This window comes from Gellertiella hungarica (assembly GCF_014197145.1).
GTDB classification, from domain to species: Bacteria; Pseudomonadota; Alphaproteobacteria; order Rhizobiales; family Rhizobiaceae; genus Gellertiella; species Gellertiella hungarica.
In genome coordinates this window covers 672,551-698,619 of the sequence record NZ_JACIEZ010000002.1, presented here as the reverse complement: position 1 = coordinate 698,619, position 26,069 = coordinate 672,551, and the positions used below count along the sequence as shown (strand labels likewise).

The following is a 26,069-nucleotide window of genomic DNA, read 5'->3' as shown; positions in this document are numbered from 1 at the left end:
CGAGCCATTTGCCAATTGGACTTCCGGCCTATGGTCCCCTCGATGGCTATTTTATTTTTACGTAAACGTCAACATTTCCCCGCGCCTCCGCGTCCTTCCGCCCCGCCTGGACCCTTCCGCCGCAAGCTTCGCGAAACGGAGGCCGCCTAGCCTTGCCAGCAACCGGAATTCCGGCCCATGCAATGCGACCGATGAAAGACTGCCGATGTCGAAGCTCCGCTATTTTGCCGCCGAAGGTCTTCGGGAAGCCATCAAGGCACCTGCAACGATCCACTCGGAATTCCTGCGCACCGGCAGGATCTTCCGCGGCCGGGAGCGCTGGGACTTCATCGAGAAGCGCTACATGAGCTACGAGGAGGTGGCCGAGCGCACCGGCCGCGTGCTCGAACGGGCCGGCGAGCGGACCCACGACCGGATCAACTCTGTGCACCATTCGATCAGCTTCCCGAAGATCGTCTTTCACCGCACGCTCGATAACCGCCCGCACCTCGGCTATTGCCACGTCACCGCGGCGAAGACGGAACTGATGAACAAGGAACAGCTCAAGTGGTCCTTCTACATCGCGAACTTCTTCTCCGAGATCGGCGAGGAGCTGAAATTCGTCGGCCGGCTCGACCGGCGCGTCTCGCGGATGTATTTCGCCGTGGCGGTGGAGAACGACAACGAGGTATCCACGAAGATGGTGGTGGACAGGAAGCTGAGGCCGAACGGCATCCTCTTCCGCACCCACGATCCCAAGGTCGCGCTGAAGAATGTGCTGATGCTGGGAACCAACGACCCCCGCCTGCGCCAGAAGATCCGCGACCTTTGATCCCCCCGGCCGAAAAGCCGTTTGCCCTGCCCCGTCCTCTGCGCTAGGAACGGGCTTTCCTCACGGCAACGGACAGAGATGACGGCCCGGCTGATATCCATCGCAGAAGCGCCCCGGGAGGCGCTGGAAGCGGCCATAGCGGAGCTTGCCGCAGGCCGGCCCATCGCCATGCCCACCGAAACGGTCTACGGGCTTGCCGCCGATGCCACCAATCCTGCCGCCATCACCCGCATCTACGAAACCAAGGGCAGGCCGCGCTTCAATCCGCTGATTGCCCATGTGGCCGATCTCGGCATGGCGCGCATCCATGCCCGCTTCGATCCGCTTTCGGAGAAGCTGGCACACGCCTTTTGGCCCGGTCCGCTGACGCTGATCCTGCCGCTGCGCCCCGACAGCGGCATTCACGACCTTGCCACCTCAGGACTGGATACCGTTGGCCTGAGGGTGCCGCAGGGCTTTGCCGGCGAGATCATCCGCGCCTTCGGCAAGCCGCTGGCGGCCCCCAGCGCCAACACCTCGGGCGGCATCAGCCCGACATCGGCCACCCATGTGATGGAAGACCTCGGCGAGAAGATCGGCCTGGTTCTCGATGGCGGCGCCTCGGATGTCGGCGTGGAATCGACCATCGTCAAGGTGGAGGCGGATGGCCGGCTGCGGCTTCTGCGCCCCGGCGGCATTCCCGCCGAAGAGATCGAGCGGGTTGCGGGAAAGCCGCTCGAACGGCCCGAAAAGGCCGGTGCCGCGATCGAGGCGCCGGGCATGCTCGCTTCCCACTACGCCCCCGATGCCGCGATGCGGCTTCAGGCCGAGGCACCCCTGGAGGGCGAGGCCTACCTGGCCTTCGGACCGCGTCCCGTGCCGGACCGCGAGAAGGCGGTCTTCTTCGACAACCTGAGCCCCGCCGGCAACCTCGCCGAGGCCGCTGCCCGGCTCTTTGCCGCCATGAAGGCCGCAGACCGCTCGGGCGCCACCATGATTGCGGTTGCCCCCATTCCCGGTCACGGCCTCGGGGAAGCGATCAACGACCGGCTCGAAAGGGCCGCCGCGCCCCGCGCCTGAAGACCCGTACGCCGAAGGATACGCCATGCCGCTTTCTCCCGAACTGGTCGCCCGTTTTTCCGCTCTCGTCCAGCCGGGCCAGGCTTTGACCGAGGTGGAGGTGATCGCGCCCTATCTGACCGAGAACCGCGGGCTCTATCATGGCCATTCCCCGCTTGTGCTGCGCCCCGGATCGGTCGAGGACGTCTCGGCAATCCTGCGCCTCGCCAGCGAGACGGGAACGCCCATCGTCCCCCAGTCCGGCAATACCGGCCTCGTCGGCGGACAGACGCCGCGGACGGGCGGCGATGACGTGGTGCTTTCGCTGGAACGGCTGAACCGCATCCGCCACATCGATCCGGTCGGCAACACGATCACCGTCGATGGCGGCGTGATCCTGGCCGAGGTGCAGAGGGCGGCGGAGGAGGCGGACCGGCTTTTTCCGCTCTCGCTGGGATCGGAGGGAAGCTGCCGCATCGGCGGCAATCTCTCCACCAATGCCGGCGGAACGGCGGTGCTGGCCTATGGCAACATGCGCCAGCTGTGCCTCGGGCTGGAGGTGGTGCTGCCGACCGGCGAAATCTGGGACGGCCTGCGCAGCCTCAAGAAGGACAATACCGGCTATGACCTGCGCGACCTCTTCATCGGCGCCGAAGGCACGCTCGGGGTCATCACCGGCGCGGTGCTGAAACTGTTCCCCCGCCCGCCGGGACATGAAGTCGCCTTTGCCGGCCTGCCCTCGGTGGATGCGGCGCTGAAGCTTTTCGAAAAGGCTTCCTCGCTCTGCGCGGGGGCGCTGACCGGCTTCGAGCTGATGCCCCGCATCGGTGTGGAATTCACCTGCCGGCACATTCCGGGCGTGCGCGATCCCCTCCCCTCGCCACACCCCTGGTACGTGCTGATCGACATCTCGACCACGGACAGCGCCGAAACGGCCGAGCGCATGGTGCACGCGCTGCTGGAACAGGGCTACGAAGCGGGGCTCGTCGAAAATGCGGTGATTGCCGCGAGCGGCGAGCAGCGCAAGGCGCTGTGGCACATGCGGGAAAGCATGTCGCCTGCGCAGAAGCCGGAGGGCGGCTCGATCAAGCACGACGTCTCGGTGCCGGTCGCGCGCATTCCTGCCTTCATGGCGGAGGCGGAAAAGGCCGTGCTGGCGGCCATGCCCGGCGCGCGGATCTGCGCCTTCGGCCATATGGGCGACGGCAACATCCACTACAACATTTCCCAGCCCGTGGAGGCCGATACCCGCGAATTCCTTGCCCGCTGGCGGGAGATGAACGAGATCGTCCACGGCATCGTGCTGGCCCATAACGGTTCCATTTCCGCCGAGCACGGCATCGGCCAGCTGAAGCGGGACGAGCTTGCCGCCATCCGCTCGCCGATCGAGATGGAGCTGATGCGCCGGATCAAGGACGCCTTCGATCCGAAGGGCATCATGAACCCCGGCAAGGTCCTGGCGGAACGGAAGAGCTGAGCGATGGAGAGCGGACCGAAGCTGACGCTGCGCATCGATTTCGACACCGGTGTCCGGCTCGGTCCGGGCAAGGTGGAGCTGCTGGAGGGGATTGCCCGTCACGGATCGATCCGCGCGGCGGGTGCCGCCATGGGCATGAGCTATCGCCGGGCCTGGCTGCTGGCCGACGAGATCAACTGCATGTTCCGTGAGCCTTCGGTGCATACCCGGCACGGCGGCAAGGCCGGCGGCGGCGCCGGACTGACCCCCTATGGCGAAGCCCTGCTTGCCCGGTGCCGGCGGATGGAGGAGGCGGCGAGGCTCGCGCTTCGCGCGGATCTCGCGGCGCTGGAGCAGGAGCGCGACCCCGCCTTCGTTCCCGACGGGAAGGGGGATCAGGCGCCGCGATAGAGGTTGTCCGGCCCGATCGAGAGCGCCTTGAACAGCACATGGACTGCCGTGCCGGGCTTCAGCCCGAGCTCGCGCGCCGAAAGCCGGGTAATCCGCGCCAGAACCGGCAGGCCGCCGCAATCGACACGGACATCCACGGCATTTGCATGATCCTCTACCGACAGCACCTCGCCGGAAAGCCGGTTGAGCGCGGAGAGGCCGTCCACCGGGCCGGTGGCGAGGATGACCTCGTTGGCCGGCACATGCAGGCGAAGCGGCGTGCCGGGCGGCACATCCACCTGGCGCACATAGAGCGTGCCGGCAGCACAGGCGGCGGCGGTGAGTTCATCCTCCGGCAGATGCCCTGTGACGGTCGCGGCCAGGAAGCTTCCGAGCGCCTCTCCCCCTTCGACGACCGCGCCTTCGATGACGCCCGCGGGCTGCGGGCCGCTCGAGACGACGCGGCCGCGATCAAGCGAGATGACCCGCGTGGCAAGCCGGGCGATCTCGGCGACCGAATGGGAGACATAGAGGATCGGGATCCCCTCCACGTCGCGGATCCGTTCGAGATCGGGCAGGATCTCCGCCTTGATCGCGTGGTCGAGGGCCGAGAGCGGCTCGTCCATGAGGAGCAGGCGTGGCCGCGCCATCAGCGCCCGCCCCAGCGCGACGCGCTGCTTTTCCCCGCCGGACAAGGTGGCGGGGCGGCGATCGAGGAGATGCGCGATCTGCAGGAGGCTGGCGATGCGGCTCCTGTTTTCGCCCAACCCAGCCCGTGCCTCCGGCAGGAAGCGGGCCGCGTAATCGAGGTTCTGCCGGACGGTCAGATGCGGGAAAAGCCGTGCCTCCTGAAAGACATAGCCGATCCGGCGGCGGTGGGCCGGCACGTGACGCCCATTGTCCGTATCGGTCCAGACCGTATCGCCGAAGCGGACGAAGCCCTCGTCCGGCTTTAGAAGACCGGCAACGATCTGCACGATGCTGGTCTTGCCCGATCCGGACGGGCCGAAAAGGGCCGTCAGGCCCTGACCGGCGGTAAAATGCGCCTCGAGGTCGAAATTGCCCTGGCGGTGGCGGATCGAGACCTCAAGCATGGGCCGCTCCCGACGACCGGGCGGCGACGCGTCGGGCCAGCAGTTCCGACGCCGCCAGCGCCCCGAGGGAGAGCGCAATGGACACAAGCGTGAGGCGCATGGCCGGCCCGTCGCCCTCCGGCACCTGGGTGTAGCTGTAGATGAGGGCCGCGATGGTCTGGGTCTCGCCGGGAATGTTGGACACGAAGGTGATGGTCGCGCCGAATTCGCCCAGCGCCTTGGCAAAGGCAAGAATGGCCCCGGCCACGATGCCGGGAAGCGCGAGCGGCAGGGTGACCGTGAAGAAGACGCCGAGCGGCGGTGCGCCGAGGCTTTCGGCCGCCGCTTCCAGACGCCGGTCGACCGCGTCGATCGACAGCCGGATCGCCCGTACCATCAGCGGAAAGCCCATGACGCCCGCTGCAAGCGCCGCGCCCGTCCAGCGGAAGGAGAAGACGAGGCCCATCTCCGCCAGAACCGGTCCGAGCAGGCCCTTGCGTCCGAAGGTGACGAGCAGCAGATAACCGGTGACGACAGGCGGCAGGATGAGCGGCAGATGGACGAGCCCGTCGAGCAGCGTCTTTCCGGGGAAGTCGCGGCGCGAGAGAAGCCAGGCAACGGCAATGCCGAGCGGCAGCGAAACCGCGACGGCCACCGCCGCGACCCTCAGGCTCAGGGCGATCGCCACCCAGTCGTCACTTGAAAAATCCATTGCCCCTCAAGCCGTCATTTCGGCGCCAATACGCGGAAGCCTGCCTTTTCGAAGGCCGCCCTCGCCTTCCCGGAAGAGAGCCATTCGAGGAAGGCGGCCGGCTTCTCCCCCTCTGCCGTCTTCGTCAGGGCGGCAGGATAGACAATCGGTTCATGGCTGTCTTCGGGGAAAATGCCGATCTGCGCGACCCCCTTTTCGGCAAGCGCATCGGTTTCGTAGACGATGCCGAGCGGCGCCTCGCCGCGGGCGACGAGGGTGAGCGCGGCGCGGACGTTTTCCGCTTCCGCCAGCCGGTCCTTCAAGTCATCCCAGAGGTTCAGCCGCTCGAGCGCCTGCCTGGCGTAGATGCCGGCCGGAACGCTGGCGGTGAGCCCGACCGCAAGCCGCCCCTCCCCCAGCGCGCCGGCAAGATCGAAACCCGCGCCGATCTCGGCCTTCGCCGCCCCCGGCGCGCCTACAAGCACCAGCCGGTTGCCAAGGAGATCGCGGACCGTTTCATCCCGGATCAAACCCTTGTCCTTCAGATAGGTCATCCATTTGCGGTCGGCGGAAAGGAAGATGTCCGCCGGCGCACCCGCTTCCACCTGCCGGGCAAGCGCCGAGGAGGCGGCGAAGGACAGCACCGCCCTGTCCCCGGTCTCCCGCTCGTAGGCGCCGGCGAGATCGGTCAGGACATCCTTGAGGCTTGCCGCTGCAAAGACGGTAACCGGCCGCTCCGTAGCCGATCCGGAGGCCGGAAGCGCGAGTAGGAGCACTGCGGCCAGAACGGCGCGGCGGGTCGGAGCAAGCGGCATGGGGTCGTGTCTCCCTGATCGATATATCCGACGAGATATATCGACTCGCCCGAAAAGCGCAAGGGCCGCCTCCGGTCGGAGAGCGGCCCCTGCGGCGGGTCAGGAAAAAGCAGTCTAGCGGCCGGTGCGCAGCTGGCTCAGCGTGAAGAGAGTATCGGCGCTGATCGACCCGGACGCCGACATCACCGAAAGGGCGCCGCCCTGCGCCTGGTCCTGCTTCATGTCGTACATGACGGTGAAGCGCTGGATGAGCTTCTTCACCTTTTCCGGATCCTTGAGATCGGCAAGGTTGAGCTTCTTCTCGACGATCGCCTTCTGCTGCTCGATCTTCATGCTGGAGAACTGGTCCGGCATGCTGAAGGTGGTCTTGAACACCTCCAGAAGGGCGGTATCGCCGAGGATGTCGTAGGCAGAGGTGATGGTCTGCGCCTTGCGCTGGAAATAGAGCGCGAAACGGACACCGGGATTTTCCTCGCCCTGGCGCACTTCCAGCTCGTTCTGCAGGTAGCCGTCCAACGTCTTCTGCATGTGGCCGCGATCCTGGACGCTGCCCTTGGCGCTCTGGATCAGGTTGCCCTTCGCATCGAAGTTGAACGACGAGACCAGCTGCTTCAGCCGCTTGTCGGTCTGGGTGTTGACGAAGCTCTTGGGATCGTTGAGGTCCGACTTGAAGAGCTTCTTCAGCGTGTCGTCGGAGATCTTGGCGGGGTCGAGGCCCAGCGCAACCAGGTTGAAATCGATCAGTCGACGGTTCTTCAAGAGCTCGTCGGCGGTCTTCAGCTTGGCGATTTCCGTCTTGTAATAGGTGGTCTCGGCCTCGACCTTCTTCTTGACGGTGTCGAGCTCCGGCGACTTCAGGAAGCGCTGTTTCTGGATGGCATAGGCGCTGGCCACTTCCTTGATGGTGCTTTCGGTCTGCGCCATGCGCGGCGCTGCCGCATTGCCCTTGGCATCGAAGTTGAAGTCCTGCGCCATCTTGAGAAGACGCGGATCGCCCTTGGTGTTCACATAGCTCTTCGGGTCGGAGAGGTCGCTGGTCAGCGCCTGACGGAGCTCGGTGAGATTGTATTCGTCGCGGCTGATGCCGAAGGCCGCCAGCGACACGATCATCAGCGTGGAGTTGGAAAACAGCTTGTCGATCGTGGTGATCGTGCCGATGTTGTTCTTGTAGGACGTCTTCATGATGTTGCGCGTTTCTTCGTCAACATCGTCGTAATGGGTGTTGTAGCCGTTGAGCAGCGTGTTTTCCTGGGTGCTGGTCTGGGCATTGCCGGCGGTGGTATTGCCGCTCGTGTCGAAATTGAACAGCCGGGCGATGGCCGCGTACTCTTCCTTCTTGCTGCCGGCCGTATTCACGTAGCTCTGGGGATCGTTGAGATCGGAGCTGACGATGTTCTCGAACGTCGCCTTCAGGAAGGTGGAGTCCTTGCCGAGCGCGGTCCGCACGATTTCCCACATGCGGGCATCGCCGGTGATTTCGGTCATGCTGGTGACCGTCCTGATCTTCGTGTCGTAGTAGAGCCGGTTGACCGCGGCGGCAGACGGCGTCTTGTGCGAGGGCACGGTGAGCACGTAGTTCTCGATCAGGGCTGCCGTCTGGGCTTCCGTCTGCGCCGCGCCGTTCTTCACCGTGCCGTCGGTGTTGAAGGTGAAGGCGTTCGCGAGGTTCAGCGCGCGCTGCTTTTCCGTGCTCTGGGCCGCGGTGGTGGTGGGTAGCGAATTGACGTAACTTGCCGGATCGGCGAGATCGCTGGTCAGGATGTTGCGGATGTGGCTGTAGGAGTAGCGGTCCGCGTCATAGCCGAAATTCTTCAGGATGTAGCTGCGCACCCGCTCGTTGGTCAGCATCTGATCGACCGTCTGGAAGGTGCCGATCATCGCCTGGAAGTAGCGGGTATCATCCCTCACCTGATCGTCCTCGCGCACGATCGACTGGTCATAGAGGCCGAGCACATCCTCCGTCTGCGCGCTCGTCTGGACGGCGGTGGTGGCAGAGTTGAAGTTGAAGGCAAGGGCGAACTTGCGATAGCGGTCGTCCGCCAGCTTGTTGGCGAAGCTGTTGCCGTCCGTCAGGTCGCTTTCCAGCACCTTCCGCATGAAGCCCTTGGCATAGATCATGTCCTCCATGCCGAAGGATTTCATCGCATATTGATACAGCCGGTCGTTCGCCAGGAAGTCCTTGATCGACGTGATCTTGCCGATATTTGCCTTGTAATAGGCCGTTTCCCGCTCGACCTGCTTGTCGCTCGAGATCTGTTTCAGCGTCTTCGTGATATCCTTCTGGATATTGTTCAGACTGACGAGGGTGAGGCTCATGGCATTCGCCTTTGTCTGGAAACCGGCATCTATGGGTTTGAGAGGCGTTGTGGACCCCGGGGCTTGCTTCTGGCTGACTATTTCATAGCAACACAATCTTAACGTTCGGTGTGCGCTCCGCGGCGAAACAGCGGGGCGCCGGGGTTCACCCTCTGTCAACCGTCATCCGTTCGGTTTTGATAACCATCAGAAAATGCAAAGTTTTCTTAACCGCAATTTTTAAGCGCCCGGGAAAGACCCCCGCCTATTGTGATGCCATCAGAGGACGGAAAACGTCCCGGAGAAGACCGGAAAACGGCTCTCAGGTAAAACAAGGGAAATGCGTAATGACACATTCGGTTATGAAGCCGCGTTGGGCGGCTGCGGCCTTGCGCCTTGATCCGGCACGGATCCCGCAGCAACTGACGCTGTCCATGCAGGGCATGTCTGGCGATATCTCGATTACCGTTGATGCCCGTGGCGCAATCCTGAGGAAGGTTCTTCCCGGAAGCGGGCTGCCCATCTCCATCGCCCTTCCGGCCCGCGCCTTCAAGGGTGTCGCGGCCCGGGCGATCGATCATGGCGATGGCGGTGTGACCGTCACGCTCGAACTTCACCACGAGGACCCGGAGCTCTGCATTCCGCTGCTCGTGGCGCACGATCTCTGCGACATCGCCGCCGACTGGCGCAGCTGGGCCGAAGCCTTCCGCATTCCCATGCTGATGGTGGAAGCCGACGGCGTGGCCCGCCCGCTGGAAGAGCACATCGGCGACGTGCGCGCCAAGCCCGCCAAGCCGCGCCGGCGCCACTCCTATTTTGCCGACCGGCGCCCGCGCTTCCTGGTGCGCCGGACCACCGGCAACCTCGGCCTGATGATGAAGATCAACGGCCGGGAAATCATCGCCAGAAGTTAATCTGTCCCTTTTATTCTTCTGGCCGGAGGAGCCAGCCCCCGGGGGCTGGCTTTTCCTGTTTCAGGCGACGGTCCAGACCGCCTGCAGGAAAAGGCCGGCGAAGATGATCGCCCCGACGCAGCTGTTGAGCTTGAAGAGCTCCAGGCATTCCTGCCCGTTGCGGATGTCGAGCGTCAGGATCTGCCAGCCGAACAGCACCGCCGCTGCCGCAAGACCGATGAAGGCAAGCCAGCCTGAGCCCGCCAGCGCGAAGGCCATCACCATCAGCACCAGCGTCGCGCCATAGAGGATGCCCAGCCAGCGCTGCGTCTTCTCGCCGAAGAGCCGTGCCGTGGAGCGCACGCCGACCAGCTCGTCGTCTTCCTTGTCCTGATGGGCGTAGATCGTGTCATAGCCGATCGTCCAGGCGATGGAGGCGAGATAAAGGAACACTGCCGAGGCAGACAACCCGCCGAAGACCGCCGCCCAGCCCATCAGCGCACCCCAGGAGAAGGCAAGCCCCAGCACCGCCTGCGGCCAGTCGGTGACCCGTTTCGCGAAGGGATAGGCCGCGACGATGAGAAGCGAAAAGATGCCGAGTTTCACCGAGAACCAGTTGAACTGGAGAAGCACCAGCAGGCCGACAAGCGCCTGCGCGGCAATGAACCGCTTTGCATCCGACCGGCTGACGCGCCCTGACGGCAGCGGCCGCGAGCGGGTGCGCGCCACCTGCGCATCGATCTCGTGATCGACGAGGTCGTTATAGGTGCAGCCAGCACCACGCATGGCAATCGCACCGACGGTGAAGAGAAGCATGTGCCAGATCATGGTCGCAAAGACGGAAAACCCGCCCTCGCCCGCCGCATGGAAGGCCAGCGCCGACGACCACAGGCACGGCCAGAGCAGCAGCTGCCAGCCGATGGGCCTGTCCCAGCGCGCCAGCTGCGCATAGGGCCATGCCTTCGGCGGCAAGAGCCGGTACACCCAGTTATCCGACGGCGCATCCGCCACGCGATTGTTGGCGTCGAGATTCATGCTCATGCTTGTTTCACCGGCTTTCGAGACGTGCCAGTGCGATAGGCCCGATTGGGGTCGGGGGTCAAGAGTGAGCAATGGGCACCGGGCAGCGATCATTCCTGTTGCAGACCGGGCGGCGGCATCCGGTACCAGACCTCTCCCTCTTCCGCTCCGGGCAGCGGGATTGCAAAGGGCGCCGCGGCGGGGGCATTTCATGATCCGAGTTCCTTGAACGAAAGGACGAGTACCTCATCCATCACAGTCCGTTTGAAGGAGACCCCCACCCCTGCCCCTCCCCACAAGGGGGAGGGAGGAGGTCGAGCGTGCCGCACCCTTCGCGGCTTCAAGAGGCGGCGTATGCGAAGCGAATTCCCCTCGCCCCTGTGGGGAGGGAGGGGGTCGAGTGTGCCGCGCCCTTCGCGGCTTCGAGAGGCGGCATATGGGGTGCAGATTCCCCTCCCCCCTGTGGGGAGGGGTTAGGGGTGGGGGTCGGGCAGGGAAAACATGCGAAGCGCCGTGTTTTCCCTACTTCCTACTCACTACTCCCTACTCACTCACTTCCGCTTCATCGCCTCCTGAAGTGCCGCACCCAATCCGCCCATGGAAGACTGCGGTTTCGCCGGGCCCTTCTGGGCGTGGCGGGCGTCGAAGCGCGGGGACGGCGCTCCCTTTGCCTCGCGGGAGACGGGTGCGGCGTGTTCGTCGCGGCGCATGGAGAGGCCGATGCGCTTGCGCTTCACGTCCACTTCCACCACGCGCACCTTCACGACGTCGCCGGCCTTCACCACCTCGTGCGGGTCCTTCACGAAGCGGTCCGCCAGCTGGGAGACGTGGACGAGGCCGTCCTGATGGACGCCGATATCGACGAAGGCGCCGAAGGCGGCGACATTGGTGACGGTGCCTTCCAGAAGCATGCCGGGCTTGAGATCGGTGATCTCGTTGACGCCATCCGCAAAAGTCGCCGTCCTGAAGCTCGGGCGCGGGTCGCGGCCGGGCTTTTCCAGCTCTGAAAGAATGTCCTTCACCGTCGGCAGGCCGAAGGTCTCGTCGACGAAGCGCTTCGGATCGAGGCTCTTCAGCACCGCGCTGTCGCCCATCAGGCTGCGGATATCGCGGCCGCAGGCGGCAACGATCTTTTTCGCCACGTCATAGGCCTCAGGATGCACGGCGGAGGCATCGAGCGGCTCCTTGCCGTCGGGAATGCGGAGAAAACCCGCCGCCTGCTGGAAGGCCCGGGGCCCGAGACGCGGCACCTTGAGCAGCTCCTTGCGGGTGGCGAAGGCGCCTGCCTGATCGCGATAGGCAACGATGGATTCGGCAATCGCATTGCTGAGGCCGGAAACGCGGGCGAGAAGCGGGGCGGAAGCCGTGTTGAGATCGACGCCGACCGCATTCACCGCATCTTCCACCACCGCGTCCAGCGAGCGGGAGAGCTTCGTCTGGTCGACATCGTGCTGGTACTGGCCGACGCCGATGGATTTCGGCTCGATCTTGACGAGTTCGGCCAGCGGATCCTGCAGGCGCCGGGCGATGGAGACGGCACCGCGCAGCGAGACGTCGAGGCCGGGGAATTCGGCAGCCGCGAGTTCCGAGGCCGAATAGACCGAGGCGCCCGCTTCGGAAACGATCACCTTGGTGGGCTTGGGCGCGGGAAGCTCCGCCAGCAGATCGGCGACCATCTTCTCCGTCTCGCGGCTGGCGGTGCCGTTGCCGATGGCGATCAGCTCCACCCCATGCTTGCGGATGAGGCGGGCAATTTCCATCTGCGCGCCGCGCAGGTCGTTCTTCGGCTGGAAGGGGTAGACGGTCGCGGTATCGAGAAGCTTCCCCGTGCCATCGACCACCGCCACCTTGACGCCCGTGCGGATGCCGGGATCGAGCCCCATGGCAGGGCGCGAGCCCGCCGGGGCGGCAAGCAGCAGGTCCTTCAGATTGCGGGCGAAGACATGGATCGCCTCCTCCTCGGCGCGCTCGCGCATCATGCGCATGAGGTCGAGCGAGAGCGAGGCAGACAGCTTCACCCGCCAGCACCAGCCCGCCACATCGGCGAGCCAGTTGTCGGCAGCGCCGGTGCGGGTAATGCCATAGGCGGACTGGATGATGCGCTCCGCGGGCTTCACCGGCGAGGCATCGTCCTCGTCGACGGCGATGGTGAGCGTCAGGACCTCCTCGTTCCAGCCGCGCAGCATGGCAAGCGCCCGGTGACCGGCAACCTTCGCCCAGCTTTCCGTGTGCTCGAAATAATCGGAGAATTTCGCGCCCGCTTCCTGCTTGCCCTCCACCACGCGGGCCTTGATGACGGCATTCGCCATCATGTGCTCGCGCAGCCGCTTCAGAAGATCGGCATTCTCGGTCATGCCTTCGGCGACGATGTCGCGCGCACCCTCGAGTGCCGTCTTCACATCGGGAACCTCGGCGGTGATATAGGCGGCGGCCAGCGCCTGCGGATCGGCCTTGCGGTCGGAAAGCAGCGCTTCCGCCAGAGGCCCCAGCCCCCGTTCGCGGGCAATCTCCGCCTTGGTGCGGCGCTTCGGCTTGTAGGGCAGGTAGAGATCTTCCAGCTCCGCCTTTGTCGTGACGGCATTGATCTTCTTCAGGAGCTCGTCGGTCATCTTGCCCTGGCCGGTGACGCTCTCGATGATCGAGGCGCGGCGGGCAGAGAGCTCGCGCAGATAGATCAGCCGCTCGGACAGCGTGCGCAGCTGCGTGTCATCCAGCCCGCCCGTCACCTCCTTGCGGTAGCGCGCGATGAAGGGGATCGTCGCGCCTTCGTCGATCAGCCCGACGGCGGCCTCGACCTGTTCGGGCCGGGCCTTGATCTCGGCGGCAATCAGCGTGGCAAGCAGGCGCTCGTTCATGGGAAAACTCCGACTCGAAAGGCAATTCAGGAGAGCGGACCATAGTGGCCGATTGCGGCAAGGCAAGGCCGGCGCCGGCCAAGGCTGGGGATGATCAGGGGGAACGTGTTTGCGTGCATGCTTTATTAGGATATATTCCTCAGTCTAGAGGCATCGACTTGGCTGAAAAGTTGGATGGGCTCTTAATGCTCATACTTGAAGCGGGTGGCGATGCAATTATCGACAAGTCGGTTTCAAATGTATCCATCGAAGCCAATGGCAATCTTTGCCAAATTATGCCATGCTTGCATCAGAGGTGATGATATGGCGACGATGAATGTTTCCCTGCCCGATCCCATGAAGGAATGGGTGGATTCCCAAACCAGGACCGGCCGATACAGCAATGCCAGCGATTATGTCCGTGACCTGATCCGCCGCGATCAGGAGCGGGCCGACAAGCTGGCCGAGTTGCAGCGTCTGATCGTGGAAGGGCTGGAAAGTGGCGTAAGTGCCCGTTCAAAGGAGGAAATCCTCAAGGCTGCGCGTGACAAACTGGCTGCGCGGCGGCCATGACCTACCGTACGACGACCGAGGCAGACCGGGAACTGATCGAGATCTACGTTTTCGGAGCTGAGCGGTTCGGCGTACAGCAATCCGAGCAATATCTCGAAGGCCTGTTTCAAACTTTCGACCTGCTTGCCGAAAATCCCTATCTGGCCCGCGAGCGCCGCGAGTTGAACCCACCGATGCGCCTTCACCCCTATGGAGCGCACATGATTGTTTACACAATTACCGGGGATGACATTCTAATCGTCCGTGTCCTTCATGGTCGGCAGGACTGGCAGACACTCTTTTCCTGAGAGACGAAACAAGGTGGGTTTGCCAATCCCTGCAAACGGGTTTCCCGTCGCCCCCGATTGCTTTCATTCCCATCACGTCATGGGTACAGTCTTATAATCATCACCCGCCCGCTTGATCTTTTTGCCGTCCGCTTTAAACCGCTTTCAGACAGCAAGCGGAGACACAAGATGAAGGTACTTCTGATCGGATCGGGCGGACGCGAGCATGCGCTGGCCTGGAAGCTTTCCCAGTCTCCGCTGCTTTCCAAACTCTATGCCGCGCCGGGCAATCCGGGCATTGCCGAGCATGCGGACTGTGTGAAGCTCGATGTGACCGATCACAAGGCGGTCATCGATTTCTGCCGGCTGATGGGCGTGGAATTCGTGGTCGTCGGGCCGGAAGCGCCGCTTGTCGCCGGGCTTGCCGACGATCTGCGCGCGGCCGGCATTGCCTGTTTCGGGCCGTCCGCGGCTGCGGCCCAGCTCGAGGGCTCGAAGGGGTTCACCAAGGATCTCTGCGCCCGCTACAATATTCCGACCGGTGCCTACCAGCGCTTCAACAATGCCCCGAAGGCCAAGGCCTATGTGCGGGCCCAGGGCGCGCCCATCGTCATCAAGGCGGATGGGCTTGCCGCCGGCAAGGGCGTGACGGTCGCCATGACGGTCGAGGAGGCGCTCGCCGCCATCGACGACTGCTTCGAGGGCGCCTTCGGCGCGGCCGGCGCCGAGGTGGTGGTGGAGGCCTTTCTCGATGGCGAGGAGGCGAGCTTCTTCTGCCTGTCCGACGGCAAGACGGCGCTTCCGCTTGCCACCGCCCAGGACCACAAGCGGGTCGGCGATGGCGATACCGGGCCGAACACGGGCGGCATGGGGGCCTATTCCCCCGCCCCGGTCATGACGCCCGATCTCGTCGAGCGCACCATGAAGGAGATCATCGAACCGACGATCCGCGGCATGGCGGAAATGGGCCATCCCTTCCAGGGCGTGTTCTTCGCCGGGCTGATGATCACGGAAAAGGGTCCCGAGCTCATCGAATACAATGTCCGCTTCGGCGATCCGGAATGCCAGGTGCTGATGATGCGGCTTGCATCGGACCTGCTGCCGATCCTGCATGCCTGCGCCACCGGCACGCTGGATCAGGTGAAGGCCGAATGGCTGGACGAGGCGGCGCTGACGGTGGTCATGGCGGCGAAGGGCTATCCCGGCACCTATGAGAAGGGCAGCGAGATCGCCCACCTGCCGGCGGAAGGGCTGGACACCAAGGTTTTCCATGCCGGCACCTCGAAGGCAGGCGAGAAGCTCACCGCAACGGGTGGCCGGGTGCTGAATGTCACGGCCCGCGGCAAGACGGTGTCCGAGGCGCAGGCGCGCGCCTATGCGCTGGTCGATGCGGTGAAGTGGGACGGAGGCTTCTGCCGCCGTGATATCGGCTGGCGGGCGGTCGCCCGCGAACGCGGCTGAGAAAACGTATCTTCCATAAGCTTTTACGAAAATTTAACCCTCTTTTCTCAGGGGATCGAAAGGAAAGGCCGCTAGGCTTCTCCCGATATCGGTCTGCACCCTGGGATGATCCTCATGCGCCTTTTCGCCAGCCTTGCTCTCCTTGCCTTCGCCAGTGCCGCCCATGCGGGTTCCGTCGAAGAGGTGACGGCCCTGCCGAAAAGCGCCAAGGTGGAGAGCATTACGGTGATCGGCTGCGGCGATTGCCCGGCCCCCGCGCCCAAGAAGCTGGCCTATCAGGTGCCGGTGCTGAAGCCCGGCGAACAGAAGCTCGAACTGCGCACGGTGGCCGGCGAACGCAAGCTTTTCCGCACCGAAGCGTGGCTCGGCGGCTCCCCGGTGGTGTTCGTCTCGACCCCAAGCCAGGATGAAATCGCAGCACTGGAAGGGCGCCCGAAACAGCCCGGCCTGGCCGGCGACGGCATCGACAAGAATGCAACGACGGCCGCCGTGAAGGACGGGCCGGAGGCGGGAAGCGAAAGCGGCGCAAAGCCGCCCATCGCGGCGAGCATGGCCAGCGAGGACGCCCCTGCCGCGGCAAAGCCGCTGGACACGTCCTCCTTCTCGCTCCGCACCGACTGATCGGCCTCAGGGGGGCTCCAGAAAGGCCGACAGCGCCGCGACCCCATCCGGCGCGAAGACGGCGATGCCGTTTCGCCGGAGCAGAGCCGCCGTCACCCCGGCGCCCGCCATCCGTCGGCCGGAAAAGGAACCATCGTAAATCGTGATCGACCCGCAGGACGGACTGCCGTCGATCAGCAGCGCGGCGCGGCAGCCCTCGGCCGTGGCGGTCTGCTGCGCGTTGCGCGCTGCCTCGAGGAACGCATCGGTCACATCGCCGCCCTTGGCGTCCACCACACGGGCCCGCCCGTCCAGCACGTCGTCGCCGCTCGCCCCGCCTTCGATTTCGGCCGGCAGGCGCGGCACCGGCATGCCGGCAGACATTTCCGGACACAGCGCCACCAGCCGCCCCTCCTCCCGCCACCGCTCCATCAGCGCGTGGGCAAAAGGCTTGCCCTGCCCGTCATAGCGGACCGGCATGCCAAGAAGACAGGCGCTGACCAGGATCCTTCCGGACAAATGTGTCGCCTCCTGATGGTTACCCCGCAATCTTCGAGAAATCCGCGACGGTGCCGGTTGCGGAGCGGATGAGCGAGAGGAGCGCCAGACGGTTGGCGCGGATCGCCGCATCCTCGTCATTGACGAGCACATCGGTGAAGAAGCGGTCGACAGGGGCGCGCAGCGTCGAAAGCGCGGTCATGGCGGAGCGGAAATCCTCGCCGGCCACGGCATCGGCGGCAGCGGCCGAGGCGGCGCGGATGGCGGTGAAGAGATCGCGCTCTGCATCGAGGCGGAAAAGCTCTTCCGAGATGCCGTCGGCAATCACGGTGCCCTTCTTTTCCTCTGCGGCCAGCAGCTGGGTCGCGCGCTTGGTGCCGGCAAGCAGGTTCCGGCCGTCTTCGGACGTGATGAAGGCGGTGAGCGCCTCCACGCGCCGCGCAACCATGAGGAGGTCGTCGGCATCGGGCGTCAGCACCGCATCGATCAGGTCGTGACGGGCGCCCTGCTCGCGCAGATAGACCTTCAGGCGCTCATGGAAGAAGGAGATGAGGTCGGGTACGACGGTTGTCAAATAGTGGTCTAGTTTATCCATAACCTGTTGCCGATCTTGGTTTTTAACCAGCCGGGACGCGCGTTGCGGCAGAGTATCGTCGGAACCGTCTATCGAAATTCCCGCTTGCCGTAGCTCGCCGATCGAAACACTTAGGGGGTCACGATGAGCAACTGAACTACTCCAGGAAGTACTGAGCAATTCGAACAGATTGAGGCGGATGCCTTTTTCTAGGATCATCCGCACCACGCCGAGTGCCGCACGGCGCAGCGCATAGGGGTCCTTCGATCCGGTCGGCTTCTCGTCGATCGCCCAGAAGCCGGTCAGCGTATCGAACTTGTCGGCGAGCGCGACGGTCAGTCCCACCTTGCCTTCCGGCAGACGGTCCGCCGGGCCCTGCGGCTTCCAGTGATCCTCGATGGCGGCCGCCACATCTGCATTCTCGCCCTGGAGAAGCGCATATTTGCGACCCATCACGCCCTGGAGCTCGGGAAACTCGCCGACGGCTTCCGTGCGCAGATCCGCCTTGGCAAGCACCACGGCCCGGTCGACAAGCGCCGCATCGGCACCGAGAACCGGCGCAAGCCTTGCCGCGATCTGTCGAATGCGCTGGACGCGCTCGCCCTGCGTGCCGAGCTTGGCATGGAAGGTGACGTTCAGCGCATCGAGCTTGGCCATGCGCTGGTCGAGCGGCTTCTTCAGATCGAGGCCGAACTTCGCGGCCGCGGCCTTCAGCGTGTCGAGATCGGGCAGATCGCCCTGGTCGCGGTTCCAGAAATGCTTGGCATCCGAGAGGCGCGCGCGCACCACCTTGCCGTTGCCATGCATGATTTCCTTGCCGCCATCGATGGCCTCGATGTTCGAGACCAGCACGAAATGGTTCGACAGGCTGCCATCGGTCGCGCCCGCCTTGCGGGTGACGAAGCACTTCTGGTTGGTCTTGATTGTCAGCCGGATGATTTCTGCCGGGATCGCCAGATAATCCTCCTCGAAGGTGCCGAGAAGCACCTGCGGCCACTCGACCAGGCCCGAGACTTCCTCGAGCAGGCCCTCGTCCTCGACGAGTTCGAGCCCGTTTGCAAAGGCAAGGTTCGCCGCATCATGGGCAATCACCTGCTTGCGGCGCTCCGCATCCAGGATGACCTTCGCCTTCTCGAGGCTCGCCACGTAATCGCCGAAGCGCTTGACGGTGATGGCTTCAGGGGCGTGGAAGCGGTGGCCGTAGGTGACGTTGCCTGCGACGATGCCATCGACCTCGAAGGGGATGACCACGGTTTCGTCGTGCTCCGGTCCGAAGAGGCAGACGATGGACTGGAGCGGACGCACCCAGCGCAGGGCGCCCGGACGGGCGGATGCCGCGCCGGACCGCATGGATTTCGGCCAGGGGAAATTGCGGATGATATCGGGCATCACCGAGGCGATGATCTCCTCGGCGGGACGGCCGGGCCGGTTGATCACCGCCACATAGAAATCGCCCTTCTTCGGATCGCTTTGCACTTCCGCTTCCGAAATCGAGGAAAGGCCCGCGGCGCGCAGGAAGCCTTCGATCGCCTTTTCGTTGGCGTCCGTGCGCGGACCCTTCTTCTCCTCGCGCACATCGGCAGAGCGGGCCGTCAGCCCGCGGATGTCGAGCGCCAGACGGCGCGGCGTCCAGTATTCGCGCGCACCTTCATAGGTCAGACCCGACTCGACCAGTGCATCGGTGACCAGCTTCTTCAGGTCGCCGGCAGCCTTGCGCTGCATGCGGGCAGGAATTTCCTCGGAGCGGAGTTCGATGAGAAGATCGGGCATGGGAAATAACGGGTCCGGTTATCAAAAAGGTGTCGACGGGCTCTAGCAAGCGAGCGCTCAAATGTCACGAAGGGAATGCGGGGAAATGGCGTCCGCTTCAGGCTGCGTTGCGGGCCGTGATCGCCGAGAGCTCGCCTTCCAGGGCCTCGGCCTGCACCGCAAGATCATGCCGGACCTGCAGATTCATCCAGAACTCGGCGGTGGTGCCAAAATAACGCGCAAGGCGCAGCGCCGTATCGACGGTAACAGGTGTGGACAGCGTGACGAGCCGCTCGATGCGCGTCCGAGGCACCTTGAGGTTACGGGCCAGCTGACCCGCACTCATTCCCAGCGGCGAGAGAAACTCCTCCTTGAGAATTTCGCCCGGATGAACGGGAGCCAGCTTGAGACCGGACATGATGGCACCTCCTAATGATAATCCACGATTTCAACGTCTTCCGCCCCACCGTCCATCCAGCGGAAAATGATGCGCCACTGATCGTTGATCCGGATCGAATGATAACCGGAAAGAGGTCCCTTCAGCGCCTCGAGACGGTTGCCGGGTGGCGCTCGCAGGTCCTCCAGCGCAGTCGCGCTATCCAGCATGACCAGTTTGCGCAACGCGGATCGGGCGATGTCGGCAGAAACGCCCTTGCCTGCCCTACCCTCGGCAATGGCCGCGGTTCGGCTTCCTCTGAATGACCGGATCGCCATGACACCCCCATGAATGTATCATGGCATGATACACCCGGACTGTCAAAGGGCTACCACCCCCCGCCGCCACCGCCGCCGCCGCCGCCGCCGGAGAAGCCGCCGCTGGAAAAGCCGGAGGAGCTCGAGGATTTCGGTTGCGGGAGGGTGGAGGCGATGGTGCTGGCCATAGAGGAGGAGAAATCCGTCAGGCGTCCGCTGGAGAAGCCGTGCCCGCTGTACCAGGCGGGCTGATAGGCAGCGCTTGCCGCACCGGCGGCGGCGGCCGTCACCAGCCAGCGCTCGAAATTCTGGCTCCACGGCTTTTCCACGCCCAGCGCCACCGCATAGGGCAGAAGCGTCTCGTAATGGCTGGGCGACATGGTGGGAGCGCCCATCAGGTTCATGCGGTCCTTCTCGGCAAGCGTCATGTAGGTGCGGAAGCCCTCGATGCCGTCCATCAGCTGCCGCCCCAGCGGCGTGGGCGCGCCCATCAGGAAGAAGAACAGGATATTGAGGAGCACGATGGCGCCGGCCGCGGAGATCAGCGCCATGCCGCCGACGCCATCGACCGTCTCCATGCCGGCGAGAATAATGACGGAGAGGATGATCAACCCGACGAAGGCGACGAAGCCCATGGCGACCACCGCAAGCAGCTTGCGGAACAGCGAGTGCCCGCCGGTCAGCGCCCGGCCGAAGGCGGAGATCATGCCGCCGCCCACCGTCGCGGCAAAGACCATGGCAAACCCCAGTCCCACCACGTCCTCGCTCACATGGGCGAACCAGAAGGAGCCGATCAGGATGAGGATGCTGGCGATGACGCCGCCCGTCACATAGCCGCTGTTGTGGATGTAATACTTGTTGCGGTGTTCCCCCTCGATGGCGGAGCGGAAGCGGTTGCCGAGAGACTGGACGGAGGTGCCGTTCGCCTTGTTGACGGTATAGGTGCCGCCGGCCTTCTCGATGGCGGCAAGCAGCACGTCCTCGCCCTTGGGCAGCGTTCCGGCAAGAGGCTTGTCGGTCCGGCGGAAGGTGACGGCCTTGTCCAGATCCTCGAGCGTCACATAGCCCTTGACGGCAAGCTGCAGCGCGGTGGCGGAGAAGGCGGTCCAGCCCTGTCCGGAAAAGCCCTTGTTGTCCACGTAGTTGATGAGGGCGGGCGAAAGACCGCCCGGCGGGTCCCAGCGGGGGACCATGACGCCGGCCGGCGGATCGCGCCCCACCCGGGCCCAGCTGGAGAAGTAATAGGCAAAGAGCGCGGCAAAGCCTGTCCAGCCGATGATCGCACCCAGATTGTCACGAAGGAACCAGTAGCCGGTCCGGGCGGAGGTGGGCGCGGCAATGGCGCCCTTCTTCTGGGCGATGACGATGCTCAGCCCCTCCCGGGCGCCGAGAGGACCCGTCGTGGCGATATCGACGGTCGCGCCGTCGAGCTTCAGGATGCGCGCGTCCTGCGCCGTGGAGCCTTCCGGGCCGGTATAGAAGGCCACCCCGCCAGCCGGAATGGCGTCCGGCATTTCCACATGCGCCGTTGCGGCGCGGATGGGAAACAGCCAGCCGTTTCCGGTGACGTTCCAGTAGAGCTCGTCGTGATCGTCGAAATAGCGGATCTGCCGGTCGGTGCGGTAGCGGATCTCGTAGACATGGGCGCCCCGCGCCACCTCCGTCTCCGCCGATCCGGCATAGATGCGGATACCGCCGGGGATGTCCTCGGTATGGTAGGGCTCCGCCTCGCCGTCCCGCTTCACCTCCTCCAGCGTGAAATCCACATGGGCGATGCGGCCGTCGCGATCCCGGAAGGTCAGCGGAAAATCCCGGAAGATGCCGTGGCGGATGTCGATGCCCTCGGAGACGACGGCAATGGTTTCGGTGACGTCCATCTCGCCCGATGCCGCAACCTTGATGTCGGCGTGGAAGCGGGTGATCACCTCCTCGGCACGCGCCACCATGGTGGAAACGGCCAGCAGGCCGGCGGCAAGCAGGAGTCGCATCGGTCTCGCGGTCATCGCCACCTTCAGAACTTCACCTGCGGCACGGCCCGGTCCGCCTCGTTGGTGATTTCGAAATAGGCCCGCTTTTCGAACCCGAACTGGCGGGCGAGCAGGTTGGACGGGAAGCTCTCCACCTTGGTGTTGAGGTCGCGCGCGGCACCATTGTAATAGCGCCGGGCCATCTGCAGATCCGCCTCGATGGTTTCCAGCGAGGTCTGCAACTGGGCGAAGTTGTCGTTGGCCTTGAGGTCTGGATAGGCTTCGGCAAGGGCAATCACCCGGCCGAGCGCCTGGGAAAGCAGGCCCTCCGCCTGGCCGCGCGCCGCCACGTCTCCGGGCGGCACCGCCTGGGCCTGGTTGCGCCTGGCGATCACCTCGTCGAGCGTGGATTTCTCATGCGCGGCATAGCCCTTCACGGTCTCGATCAGGTTGGGAATGAGATCGCTGCGGCGTTTCAACTGCACGTCGATGCCGGACCAGGCCTCCTCCGCCATCTGGCGGGATTTCACCAGGCTGTTGTAGAGCATCACGGCGATGACCGCGACGATGGCGATGACGATCAACAGATACATGCGCAGGAACCTCCGGGCCGGAATTCGCGCAGAGACTATCGTTTAAAACAAATGTTGTCATCATGGGCAAATCCGGCTGAAGCGCGGCAAACAGGACTGTCAGAATAATTCGGGGACGGGACCGGCCTTTCGGCCGGAGCATGGCTTTTCAACCTCCGGCTGGCCTCTGTATCATGGCGATCACGGGGACAGGGAGGCCATGACGATGATCCTGATCGGGCAGTATGATTCACCCTTCGTGCGGCGCGTGGGCGTGGCGCTGCGGCTCTACGACCTCCCCTTCGAGCACCGGCCGTGGTCGGTCTTCGGGGATGCCGATCTCGTCAGGGCCTATAATCCGGTCACAAAGGTGCCGGTTCTGGTGCTCGCCGATGGCGACGTCATCATCGAAAGCCACATGATGCTCGATTACCTCGACAGCCTGGTGCCCCCGGAGCGCCGCCTGTTTCCGGCGGAGGAGCCGCATCGGCGCCGTGCGCTGAAGGTCGCGTCGCTCGGCATGGGCCTTGCGGAGAAATCCGTCAGCCTCTTTTACGAAAGGCGCCTGCACGAGGTGGTCTCCGAAACCTGGTCCGAGCGGTGCAGCATGCAGATCCGCTCCGTGGCAGCGGAACTCGACCGCCAGTGCCGGGAACGCTCCAGCCCCTTCTGGTTCGGCGAGGCCCCCGGCCATGCGGATATTGCAGTCGCCGTTGCGGTGCGCTTTGCCGGCGACGTGCTGCCCGGCATGCTCGACCCCGCCCACCATCCCGGCCTCCTCGCCTTTGCCGCGCGCATGGAGGACCTCCCCGTCATGCAGGAGATCTCCCAGCCCTTCGCCGCCCCGGCGTAAGGAGGGTGGCATTCGACGGGCGGATCGGGGTTGGGTTTTGCCGAGGTGCACCTCTCTGCCTTGCAAGGCGTGGAGTTTGCCGATGCGCACCCCCCTCTGCCCTGCCGGGCATCTCCCCCTCAAGGGGGGAGATCGGGATGGGGTTTATGTGGGCAGTCCCCAGCAGACGTTTCTGCAAGTGAGACGCTGGTTGTTTGAGGAAACCAAAAACCGCAATGTCGATCTCCCCCCTTGAGTGGGAGATGTCCCGGCAGGGACAGAGGGGGGTGCGGCACGGCAAACTACCCCTCATTCAGACAGAGGGGGGTCCGCATCGGCAAACTCCCCCTGAAACACAGGGCCGGTCGTCGCGTCCGATGCCGCCTTCTCAGGCTGCCGCGTCGCGGGACCAGTTGGCGCCGCCGGCGTCCGTCAGCAGGAAGGCCTCGCCGCAGGCCTTGGCGAGCGTCCGGACGCGAAGGATGTAGGCCTGCCGCTCCGTCACGGAAATCACGCCGCGGGCGTCCAGAAGGTTGAAGACGTGGGAGGCCTTGATGCACTGGTCATAGGCCGGGAGCACGCATTTGTTCAGGCGCTCGTTGCCCCCGTCGCCGGGTGCGCCGGCGGCGAGCAGGGCCTGGCATTCCTTTTCGGCATCGATGAAGTGCCGGTGCAGCATCTCGGTATCGGCATATTCGAAGTTGTGGCGGGAATATTCCTGCTCGGCCTGCAGGAAGACGTCGCCATAGCTGATCTTCTCGGCGCCCTCGCGGCCGTTGAAGTTCAGATCGTAGACATTGTCCACGCCCTGCACATACATGGCCAGACGCTCGAGACCGTAGGTGAGCTCCCCGGAAACCGGCGAGCACTCGATGCCGCAGACCTGCTGGAAATAGGTGAACTGCGAAACCTCCATGCCGTCGCACCAGCACTCCCAGCCCAGACCCCAGGCACCCAGCGTGGGGCTTTCCCAGTCATCCTCGACAAAGCGGATGTCGTGCAGCAGCGGGTCGAGACCGATCGCCTTCAACGAGCCGAGATAGAGCTCCTGCAGGTTGGAGGGGTTCGGCTTCAGGATGACCTGGTACTGGTAGTAATGCTGCAGGCGGTTGGGGTTCTCGCCATAGCGACCGTCGGAAGGGCGGCGCGACGGCTGGACATAGGCAGCGCGCCAGGGCCTGGGGCCGAGCGCACGCAGCGTGGTCGCCGGATGGAACGTGCCCGCCCCCACTTCCATGTCGTAGGGCTGCAGGACGGCACAACCCTTGTCCGCCCAGTAATTGTGGAGCGTGAGGATCAGCGCCTGAAAGGAGCGCTTCGGGTTCATGTGATCGGGAAGGTCGGCCATCGTCTTTTCCGCGTGAACTTGGATCGGGCCGGAGAGGTGCCACGCTGAACCCCGGGCGTCAAGCTCTTTGCCACGGCCCTGCTTTTCGCCGGCCGATGATGATGGAAAACAATCGTCTGCAATTGAGGCTCCATCTTTTCGGAACATTAGAATGTTCTTCCTTTAATGCCCTCCGTGCCGGATCGGCGGCACGGGAAGCGGAGAGAAGACATGTTTTTCGGGTGGATGCGGACGGCGGGAAGGCTTCGCCGGGACCGGAGGGGGCAATTGGCGGTCATCATGGCGTTGCTCTTTCCCGCCATTGCCGGAAGCGCGGGCCTTGCCATCGACCTCGCCCATGCGCTGGCGGTCAGGACGCAGCTGGAGGCGGCGGCGGAGGCAACCGCCCTCAACGCCGTCTCGCTTGCCAGCCTTGCATCGGTGAACGGCCTGCCGGAACCGGATCGCCGCCGCACCCTGCAGGAACAGGCAAGGCGGGTGTTCGGCGAGGAGGTGGGCAATTCCGGCATGACCGACCGGGTTTCCATCGCGGTCGAACCGCTTGCCGAGGAGAATGGCGGCCGTTTCTCGATGCGGGTTGCCTATCGCGCGGCCATTCCCACCACCTTTCTGAAGGCGCTCGGCAAGGATACGCTCCGCATCGGCGGGGTGGCACGGGCGGTGGCAGGCGATGCGCTTTTTCAGGACATCCACATCCTGGTGGACAACTCTCCCTCGATGGGCATTGCCGTCACGCCGGACGAGGCCCAGCGGCTCGTGGCGCTCGCGAGGGCACAGGCGACCGGAGCCAATGCCGGAAATCCTGCCGGGGTCAGCCCGAACTGCGCCTTCGTCTGCCATATGCCCGCTGCCAACGGGCGGATCGATCTTTTCGCTCTCGCCCGGGCAGGCGGCATCCGGCTGAAGATCGATGCGGCAAGGGAGGCAGCCCTCGGCATCGTCGCCCTCGCACAAAAGGCGCTCGTGCAACCGGAGCAGCACCGCTTCTCGCTCTACACGTTCGGGTCCGATATCGGGCGCGCTGCGCTGCAGCCGCTCGAGGCGACGCTGCGCAACGAAGCGCGGACCGAAACGGTGCGGGCCCGGCTGGCGGACACGGGACTGATGATGGTGCCGGACCCGGGCTTCAGGAGCGGTTTCGGTGCAACGCCACTGACAAAGGCCATCGCGGCGCTTGCGCGCATCGTTCCGCCCTCCGGCAACGGGCAGCTTCCCGGCAGCCGGCGACAGGTCGTGGTGCTGGTTTCCGATGGGCTCAATGCACGGCGAGCGGATGCCGCCTGCACCGGCTTCATCAACGACGGACGCTGCGTCGACCCCTTCTCGCCCCGTCCCTGCGAGCGGCTGAAGGCGCGCGGCGTCCGGATAGTCACCATCCTGGTGGAGCCTCGCAACCTCAATGCGCAACCGGTCATCCTGACTCGGATCGGAACGATCCGGGCCACGGCCGCCGGTGCCATGCGGGCCTGCGCGAGCCCGGGGCTTTTCTTCGAGGCCGATGCGGACGGCAGCCTGCCGCCCGAGGTGTCGAGGCTTTTCGGAACGGACCTCCGCATGCCGCTCGTGACGCAATAGAAGCAGGGGCCGGCCTCCACGGCAAAGCGCCCCTGCGGCACGGCA

The 26,069-nt window shown here is 64.6% G+C and carries 23 protein-coding genes and 2 pseudogenes; 11 read left to right on the top strand and 14 right to left on the bottom strand.

All coding sequences use genetic code 11. The features are described from left to right. Positions 1-205: 205 nt before the first annotated feature. The 4 genes from GGR23_RS07845 to GGR23_RS07830 all read left to right on the top strand — a co-directional run bounded on the left by GGR23_RS07845 (position 206) and on the right by GGR23_RS07830 (position 3,716). Positions 206-811: a DUF6656 family protein gene (locus GGR23_RS07845; protein WP_183365612.1), complete on the top strand. Its 606-nt coding sequence runs from the start codon at positions 206-208 to the stop codon at positions 809-811. Between the two features lie 78 nt (positions 812-889). Next, entirely contained in the window at positions 890-1,870 is a 981-nt protein-coding gene (locus tag GGR23_RS07840; RefSeq protein WP_183365611.1) for an L-threonylcarbamoyladenylate synthase, read from the top strand. Positions 1,871-1,895: 25 nt separating this feature from the next. After that, positions 1,896-3,326 carry an FAD-binding oxidoreductase gene (locus GGR23_RS07835; RefSeq protein WP_183365610.1) on the top strand — a complete coding sequence of 477 codons (1,431 nt, stop codon included), beginning with the start codon at positions 1,896-1,898 and terminating at the stop codon, positions 3,324-3,326. 3 nt (positions 3,327-3,329) lie between these two features. Next, positions 3,330-3,716, top strand: a complete 387-nt coding sequence (locus GGR23_RS07830; protein ID WP_183365609.1) for a winged helix-turn-helix domain-containing protein — start codon at positions 3,330-3,332, stop codon at positions 3,714-3,716. Here the strand turns inward: GGR23_RS07830 and modC are convergent. The 4 genes from modC to GGR23_RS07810 all read right to left on the bottom strand — a co-directional run bounded on the left by modC (position 3,701) and on the right by GGR23_RS07810 (position 8,590). After that, positions 3,701-4,789, bottom strand: a complete 1,089-nt coding sequence (gene modC / locus GGR23_RS07825; protein WP_183365608.1) for a molybdenum ABC transporter ATP-binding protein — start codon at positions 4,787-4,789, stop codon at positions 3,701-3,703. The two genes, GGR23_RS07830 and modC, sit on opposite strands and share 16 nt — an antisense overlap. Next, entirely contained in the window at positions 4,782-5,480 is a 699-nt protein-coding gene (gene modB / locus GGR23_RS07820) for a molybdate ABC transporter permease subunit (RefSeq protein ID WP_183365607.1), read from the bottom strand. Before modB ends, modC begins: the two co-directional genes overlap by 8 nt. Positions 5,481-5,494: 14 nt before the next feature. Continuing rightward, positions 5,495-6,274: a molybdate ABC transporter substrate-binding protein gene (gene modA, locus GGR23_RS07815; RefSeq protein WP_183365606.1), complete on the bottom strand. Its 780-nt coding sequence runs from the start codon at positions 6,272-6,274 to the stop codon at positions 5,495-5,497. A gap of 114 nt (positions 6,275-6,388) precedes the next feature. Then, entirely contained in the window at positions 6,389-8,590 is a 2,202-nt protein-coding gene (locus tag GGR23_RS07810) for a DUF1217 domain-containing protein (RefSeq protein ID WP_183365605.1), read from the bottom strand. A 326-nt stretch (positions 8,591-8,916) separates the two neighbouring features. Between GGR23_RS07810 and GGR23_RS07805 the strand changes: the two genes are divergently transcribed. Further along, positions 8,917-9,483: a DUF6101 family protein gene (locus GGR23_RS07805; RefSeq protein WP_183365604.1), complete on the top strand. Its 567-nt coding sequence runs from the start codon at positions 8,917-8,919 to the stop codon at positions 9,481-9,483. Positions 9,484-9,543: 60 nt separating this feature from the next. Here GGR23_RS07805 and ubiA read toward each other — a convergent pair whose 3' ends face one another. Together ubiA and GGR23_RS07795 are read right to left on the bottom strand one after the other, a co-directional pair. Continuing rightward, positions 9,544-10,503, bottom strand: a complete 960-nt coding sequence (gene ubiA, locus GGR23_RS07800; RefSeq protein ID WP_183365603.1) for a 4-hydroxybenzoate octaprenyltransferase — start codon at positions 10,501-10,503, stop codon at positions 9,544-9,546. 530 nt (positions 10,504-11,033) lie between these two features. Further along, positions 11,034-13,337, bottom strand: coding sequence for a Tex family protein (locus tag GGR23_RS07795; RefSeq protein ID WP_183365601.1), 2,304 nt, complete (start codon positions 13,335-13,337; stop codon positions 11,034-11,036). A gap of 303 nt (positions 13,338-13,640) precedes the next feature. Here GGR23_RS07795 and GGR23_RS07790 point away from each other — a divergent pair, with 303 nt between their 5' ends. The 4 genes from GGR23_RS07790 to GGR23_RS07775 all read left to right on the top strand — a co-directional run bounded on the left by GGR23_RS07790 (position 13,641) and on the right by GGR23_RS07775 (position 16,237). After that, positions 13,641-13,889, top strand: coding sequence for a type II toxin-antitoxin system ParD family antitoxin (locus tag GGR23_RS07790; RefSeq protein ID WP_183365599.1), 249 nt, complete (start codon positions 13,641-13,643; stop codon positions 13,887-13,889). Further along, entirely contained in the window at positions 13,886-14,176 is a 291-nt protein-coding gene (locus GGR23_RS07785; RefSeq protein WP_183365598.1) for a type II toxin-antitoxin system RelE/ParE family toxin, read from the top strand. The genes GGR23_RS07790 and GGR23_RS07785 overlap by 4 nt, the downstream gene beginning before the upstream one ends. A gap of 168 nt (positions 14,177-14,344) precedes the next feature. Continuing rightward, positions 14,345-15,616 (top strand): phosphoribosylamine--glycine ligase, encoded by a 1,272-nt coding sequence (gene purD, locus GGR23_RS07780; RefSeq protein WP_183365597.1) that lies wholly within the window; start codon positions 14,345-14,347, stop codon positions 15,614-15,616. A gap of 114 nt (positions 15,617-15,730) precedes the next feature. Continuing rightward, positions 15,731-16,237 carry a plant virulence effector HPE1-like domain-containing protein gene (locus GGR23_RS07775; RefSeq protein ID WP_246365038.1) on the top strand — a complete coding sequence of 169 codons (507 nt, stop codon included), beginning with the start codon at positions 15,731-15,733 and terminating at the stop codon, positions 16,235-16,237. 6 nt (positions 16,238-16,243) lie between these two features. On the opposite strand, the gene GGR23_RS07770 is transcribed toward GGR23_RS07775, so the two are convergent. The 7 genes and pseudogenes from GGR23_RS07770 to GGR23_RS07745 form a co-directional block, all read right to left on the bottom strand. Beyond that, positions 16,244-16,735: a 2-thiouracil desulfurase family protein gene (locus tag GGR23_RS07770; RefSeq protein WP_281375679.1), complete on the bottom strand. Its 492-nt coding sequence runs from the start codon at positions 16,733-16,735 to the stop codon at positions 16,244-16,246. A 19-nt stretch (positions 16,736-16,754) separates the two neighbouring features. Then, positions 16,755-17,273, bottom strand: a pseudogene (locus GGR23_RS23610) (DALR anticodon-binding domain-containing protein); the annotation flags it as partial. Then, positions 17,247-19,010, bottom strand: a pseudogene (glyS, locus tag GGR23_RS07765) (glycine--tRNA ligase subunit beta); the annotation flags it as partial. The pseudogenes glyS and GGR23_RS23610, both read right to left, overlap by 27 nt. Before the next feature lie 145 nt (positions 19,011-19,155). Then, on the bottom strand, positions 19,156-19,455 hold the full coding sequence (locus GGR23_RS07760; RefSeq protein WP_183365594.1) for a HigA family addiction module antitoxin: 300 nt from the start codon (positions 19,453-19,455) through the stop codon (positions 19,156-19,158). A gap of 11 nt (positions 19,456-19,466) precedes the next feature. Beyond that, positions 19,467-19,751: a type II toxin-antitoxin system RelE/ParE family toxin gene (locus tag GGR23_RS07755; RefSeq protein ID WP_183365593.1), complete on the bottom strand. Its 285-nt coding sequence runs from the start codon at positions 19,749-19,751 to the stop codon at positions 19,467-19,469. A gap of 50 nt (positions 19,752-19,801) precedes the next feature. Then, the gene (locus tag GGR23_RS07750) at positions 19,802-21,733 is read right to left on the bottom strand and encodes a DUF2207 domain-containing protein (protein WP_183365592.1); all 1,932 of its coding nucleotides are present in this window, start codon (positions 21,731-21,733) and stop codon (positions 19,802-19,804) included. An 8-nt stretch (positions 21,734-21,741) separates the two neighbouring features. After that, positions 21,742-22,290 (bottom strand): LemA family protein, encoded by a 549-nt coding sequence (locus GGR23_RS07745; RefSeq protein WP_183365591.1) that lies wholly within the window; start codon positions 22,288-22,290, stop codon positions 21,742-21,744. Positions 22,291-22,489: 199 nt separating this feature from the next. Here GGR23_RS07745 and GGR23_RS07740 point away from each other — a divergent pair, with 199 nt between their 5' ends. Beyond that, on the top strand, positions 22,490-23,122 hold the full coding sequence (locus tag GGR23_RS07740) for a glutathione S-transferase family protein (protein WP_343066616.1): 633 nt from the start codon (positions 22,490-22,492) through the stop codon (positions 23,120-23,122). A 367-nt stretch (positions 23,123-23,489) separates the two neighbouring features. Here the strand turns inward: GGR23_RS07740 and GGR23_RS07735 are convergent, their stop codons facing one another. Then, positions 23,490-24,449, bottom strand: coding sequence for a glycine--tRNA ligase subunit alpha (locus GGR23_RS07735; RefSeq protein ID WP_183365590.1), 960 nt, complete (start codon positions 24,447-24,449; stop codon positions 23,490-23,492). 267 nt (positions 24,450-24,716) lie between these two features. Between GGR23_RS07735 and GGR23_RS07730 the strand changes: the two genes are divergently transcribed. After that, positions 24,717-26,024 (top strand): vWA domain-containing protein, encoded by a 1,308-nt coding sequence (locus GGR23_RS07730; RefSeq protein WP_183365589.1) that lies wholly within the window; start codon positions 24,717-24,719, stop codon positions 26,022-26,024. Positions 26,025-26,069 lie beyond the last annotated feature (45 nt).

Excerpts from the sequence above, each read along its gene's own strand:
- GGR23_RS07845 (WP_183365612.1), top strand. The coding sequence starts at position 206 with ATGTCGAAGCTCCGCTATTTTGCCGCCGAAGGTCTTCGGGAAGCCATC.
- GGR23_RS07840 (WP_183365611.1), top strand. The coding sequence starts at position 890 with ATGACGGCCCGGCTGATATCCATCGCAGAAGCGCCCCGGGAGGCGCTG.
- GGR23_RS07835 (WP_183365610.1), top strand. The coding sequence starts at position 1,896 with ATGCCGCTTTCTCCCGAACTGGTCGCCCGTTTTTCCGCTCTCGTCCAG.
- GGR23_RS07830 (WP_183365609.1), top strand. The coding sequence starts at position 3,330 with ATGGAGAGCGGACCGAAGCTGACGCTGCGCATCGATTTCGACACCGGT.
- modC (WP_183365608.1), bottom strand. The coding sequence starts at position 4,789 with ATGCTTGAGGTCTCGATCCGCCACCGCCAGGGCAATTTCGACCTCGAG.
- modB (WP_183365607.1), bottom strand. The coding sequence starts at position 5,480 with ATGGATTTTTCAAGTGACGACTGGGTGGCGATCGCCCTGAGCCTGAGG.
- modA (WP_183365606.1), bottom strand. The coding sequence starts at position 6,274 with ATGCCGCTTGCTCCGACCCGCCGCGCCGTTCTGGCCGCAGTGCTCCTA.
- GGR23_RS07810 (WP_183365605.1), bottom strand. The coding sequence starts at position 8,590 with ATGAGCCTCACCCTCGTCAGTCTGAACAATATCCAGAAGGATATCACG.
- GGR23_RS07805 (WP_183365604.1), top strand. The coding sequence starts at position 8,917 with ATGACACATTCGGTTATGAAGCCGCGTTGGGCGGCTGCGGCCTTGCGC.
- ubiA (WP_183365603.1), bottom strand. The coding sequence starts at position 10,503 with ATGAGCATGAATCTCGACGCCAACAATCGCGTGGCGGATGCGCCGTCG.
- GGR23_RS07795 (WP_183365601.1), bottom strand. The coding sequence starts at position 13,337 with ATGAACGAGCGCCTGCTTGCCACGCTGATTGCCGCCGAGATCAAGGCC.
- GGR23_RS07790 (WP_183365599.1), top strand. The coding sequence starts at position 13,641 with ATGGCGACGATGAATGTTTCCCTGCCCGATCCCATGAAGGAATGGGTG.
- GGR23_RS07785 (WP_183365598.1), top strand. The coding sequence starts at position 13,886 with ATGACCTACCGTACGACGACCGAGGCAGACCGGGAACTGATCGAGATC.
- purD (WP_183365597.1), top strand. The coding sequence starts at position 14,345 with ATGAAGGTACTTCTGATCGGATCGGGCGGACGCGAGCATGCGCTGGCC.
- GGR23_RS07775 (WP_246365038.1), top strand. The coding sequence starts at position 15,731 with ATGCGCCTTTTCGCCAGCCTTGCTCTCCTTGCCTTCGCCAGTGCCGCC.
- GGR23_RS07760 (WP_183365594.1), bottom strand. The coding sequence starts at position 19,455 with ATGTCCGGTCTCAAGCTGGCTCCCGTTCATCCGGGCGAAATTCTCAAG.
- GGR23_RS07755 (WP_183365593.1), bottom strand. The coding sequence starts at position 19,751 with ATGGCGATCCGGTCATTCAGAGGAAGCCGAACCGCGGCCATTGCCGAG.
- GGR23_RS07750 (WP_183365592.1), bottom strand. The coding sequence starts at position 21,733 with ATGACCGCGAGACCGATGCGACTCCTGCTTGCCGCCGGCCTGCTGGCC.
- GGR23_RS07745 (WP_183365591.1), bottom strand. The coding sequence starts at position 22,290 with ATGTATCTGTTGATCGTCATCGCCATCGTCGCGGTCATCGCCGTGATG.
- GGR23_RS07740 (WP_343066616.1), top strand. The coding sequence starts at position 22,490 with ATGACGATGATCCTGATCGGGCAGTATGATTCACCCTTCGTGCGGCGC.
- GGR23_RS07735 (WP_183365590.1), bottom strand. The coding sequence starts at position 24,449 with ATGGCCGACCTTCCCGATCACATGAACCCGAAGCGCTCCTTTCAGGCG.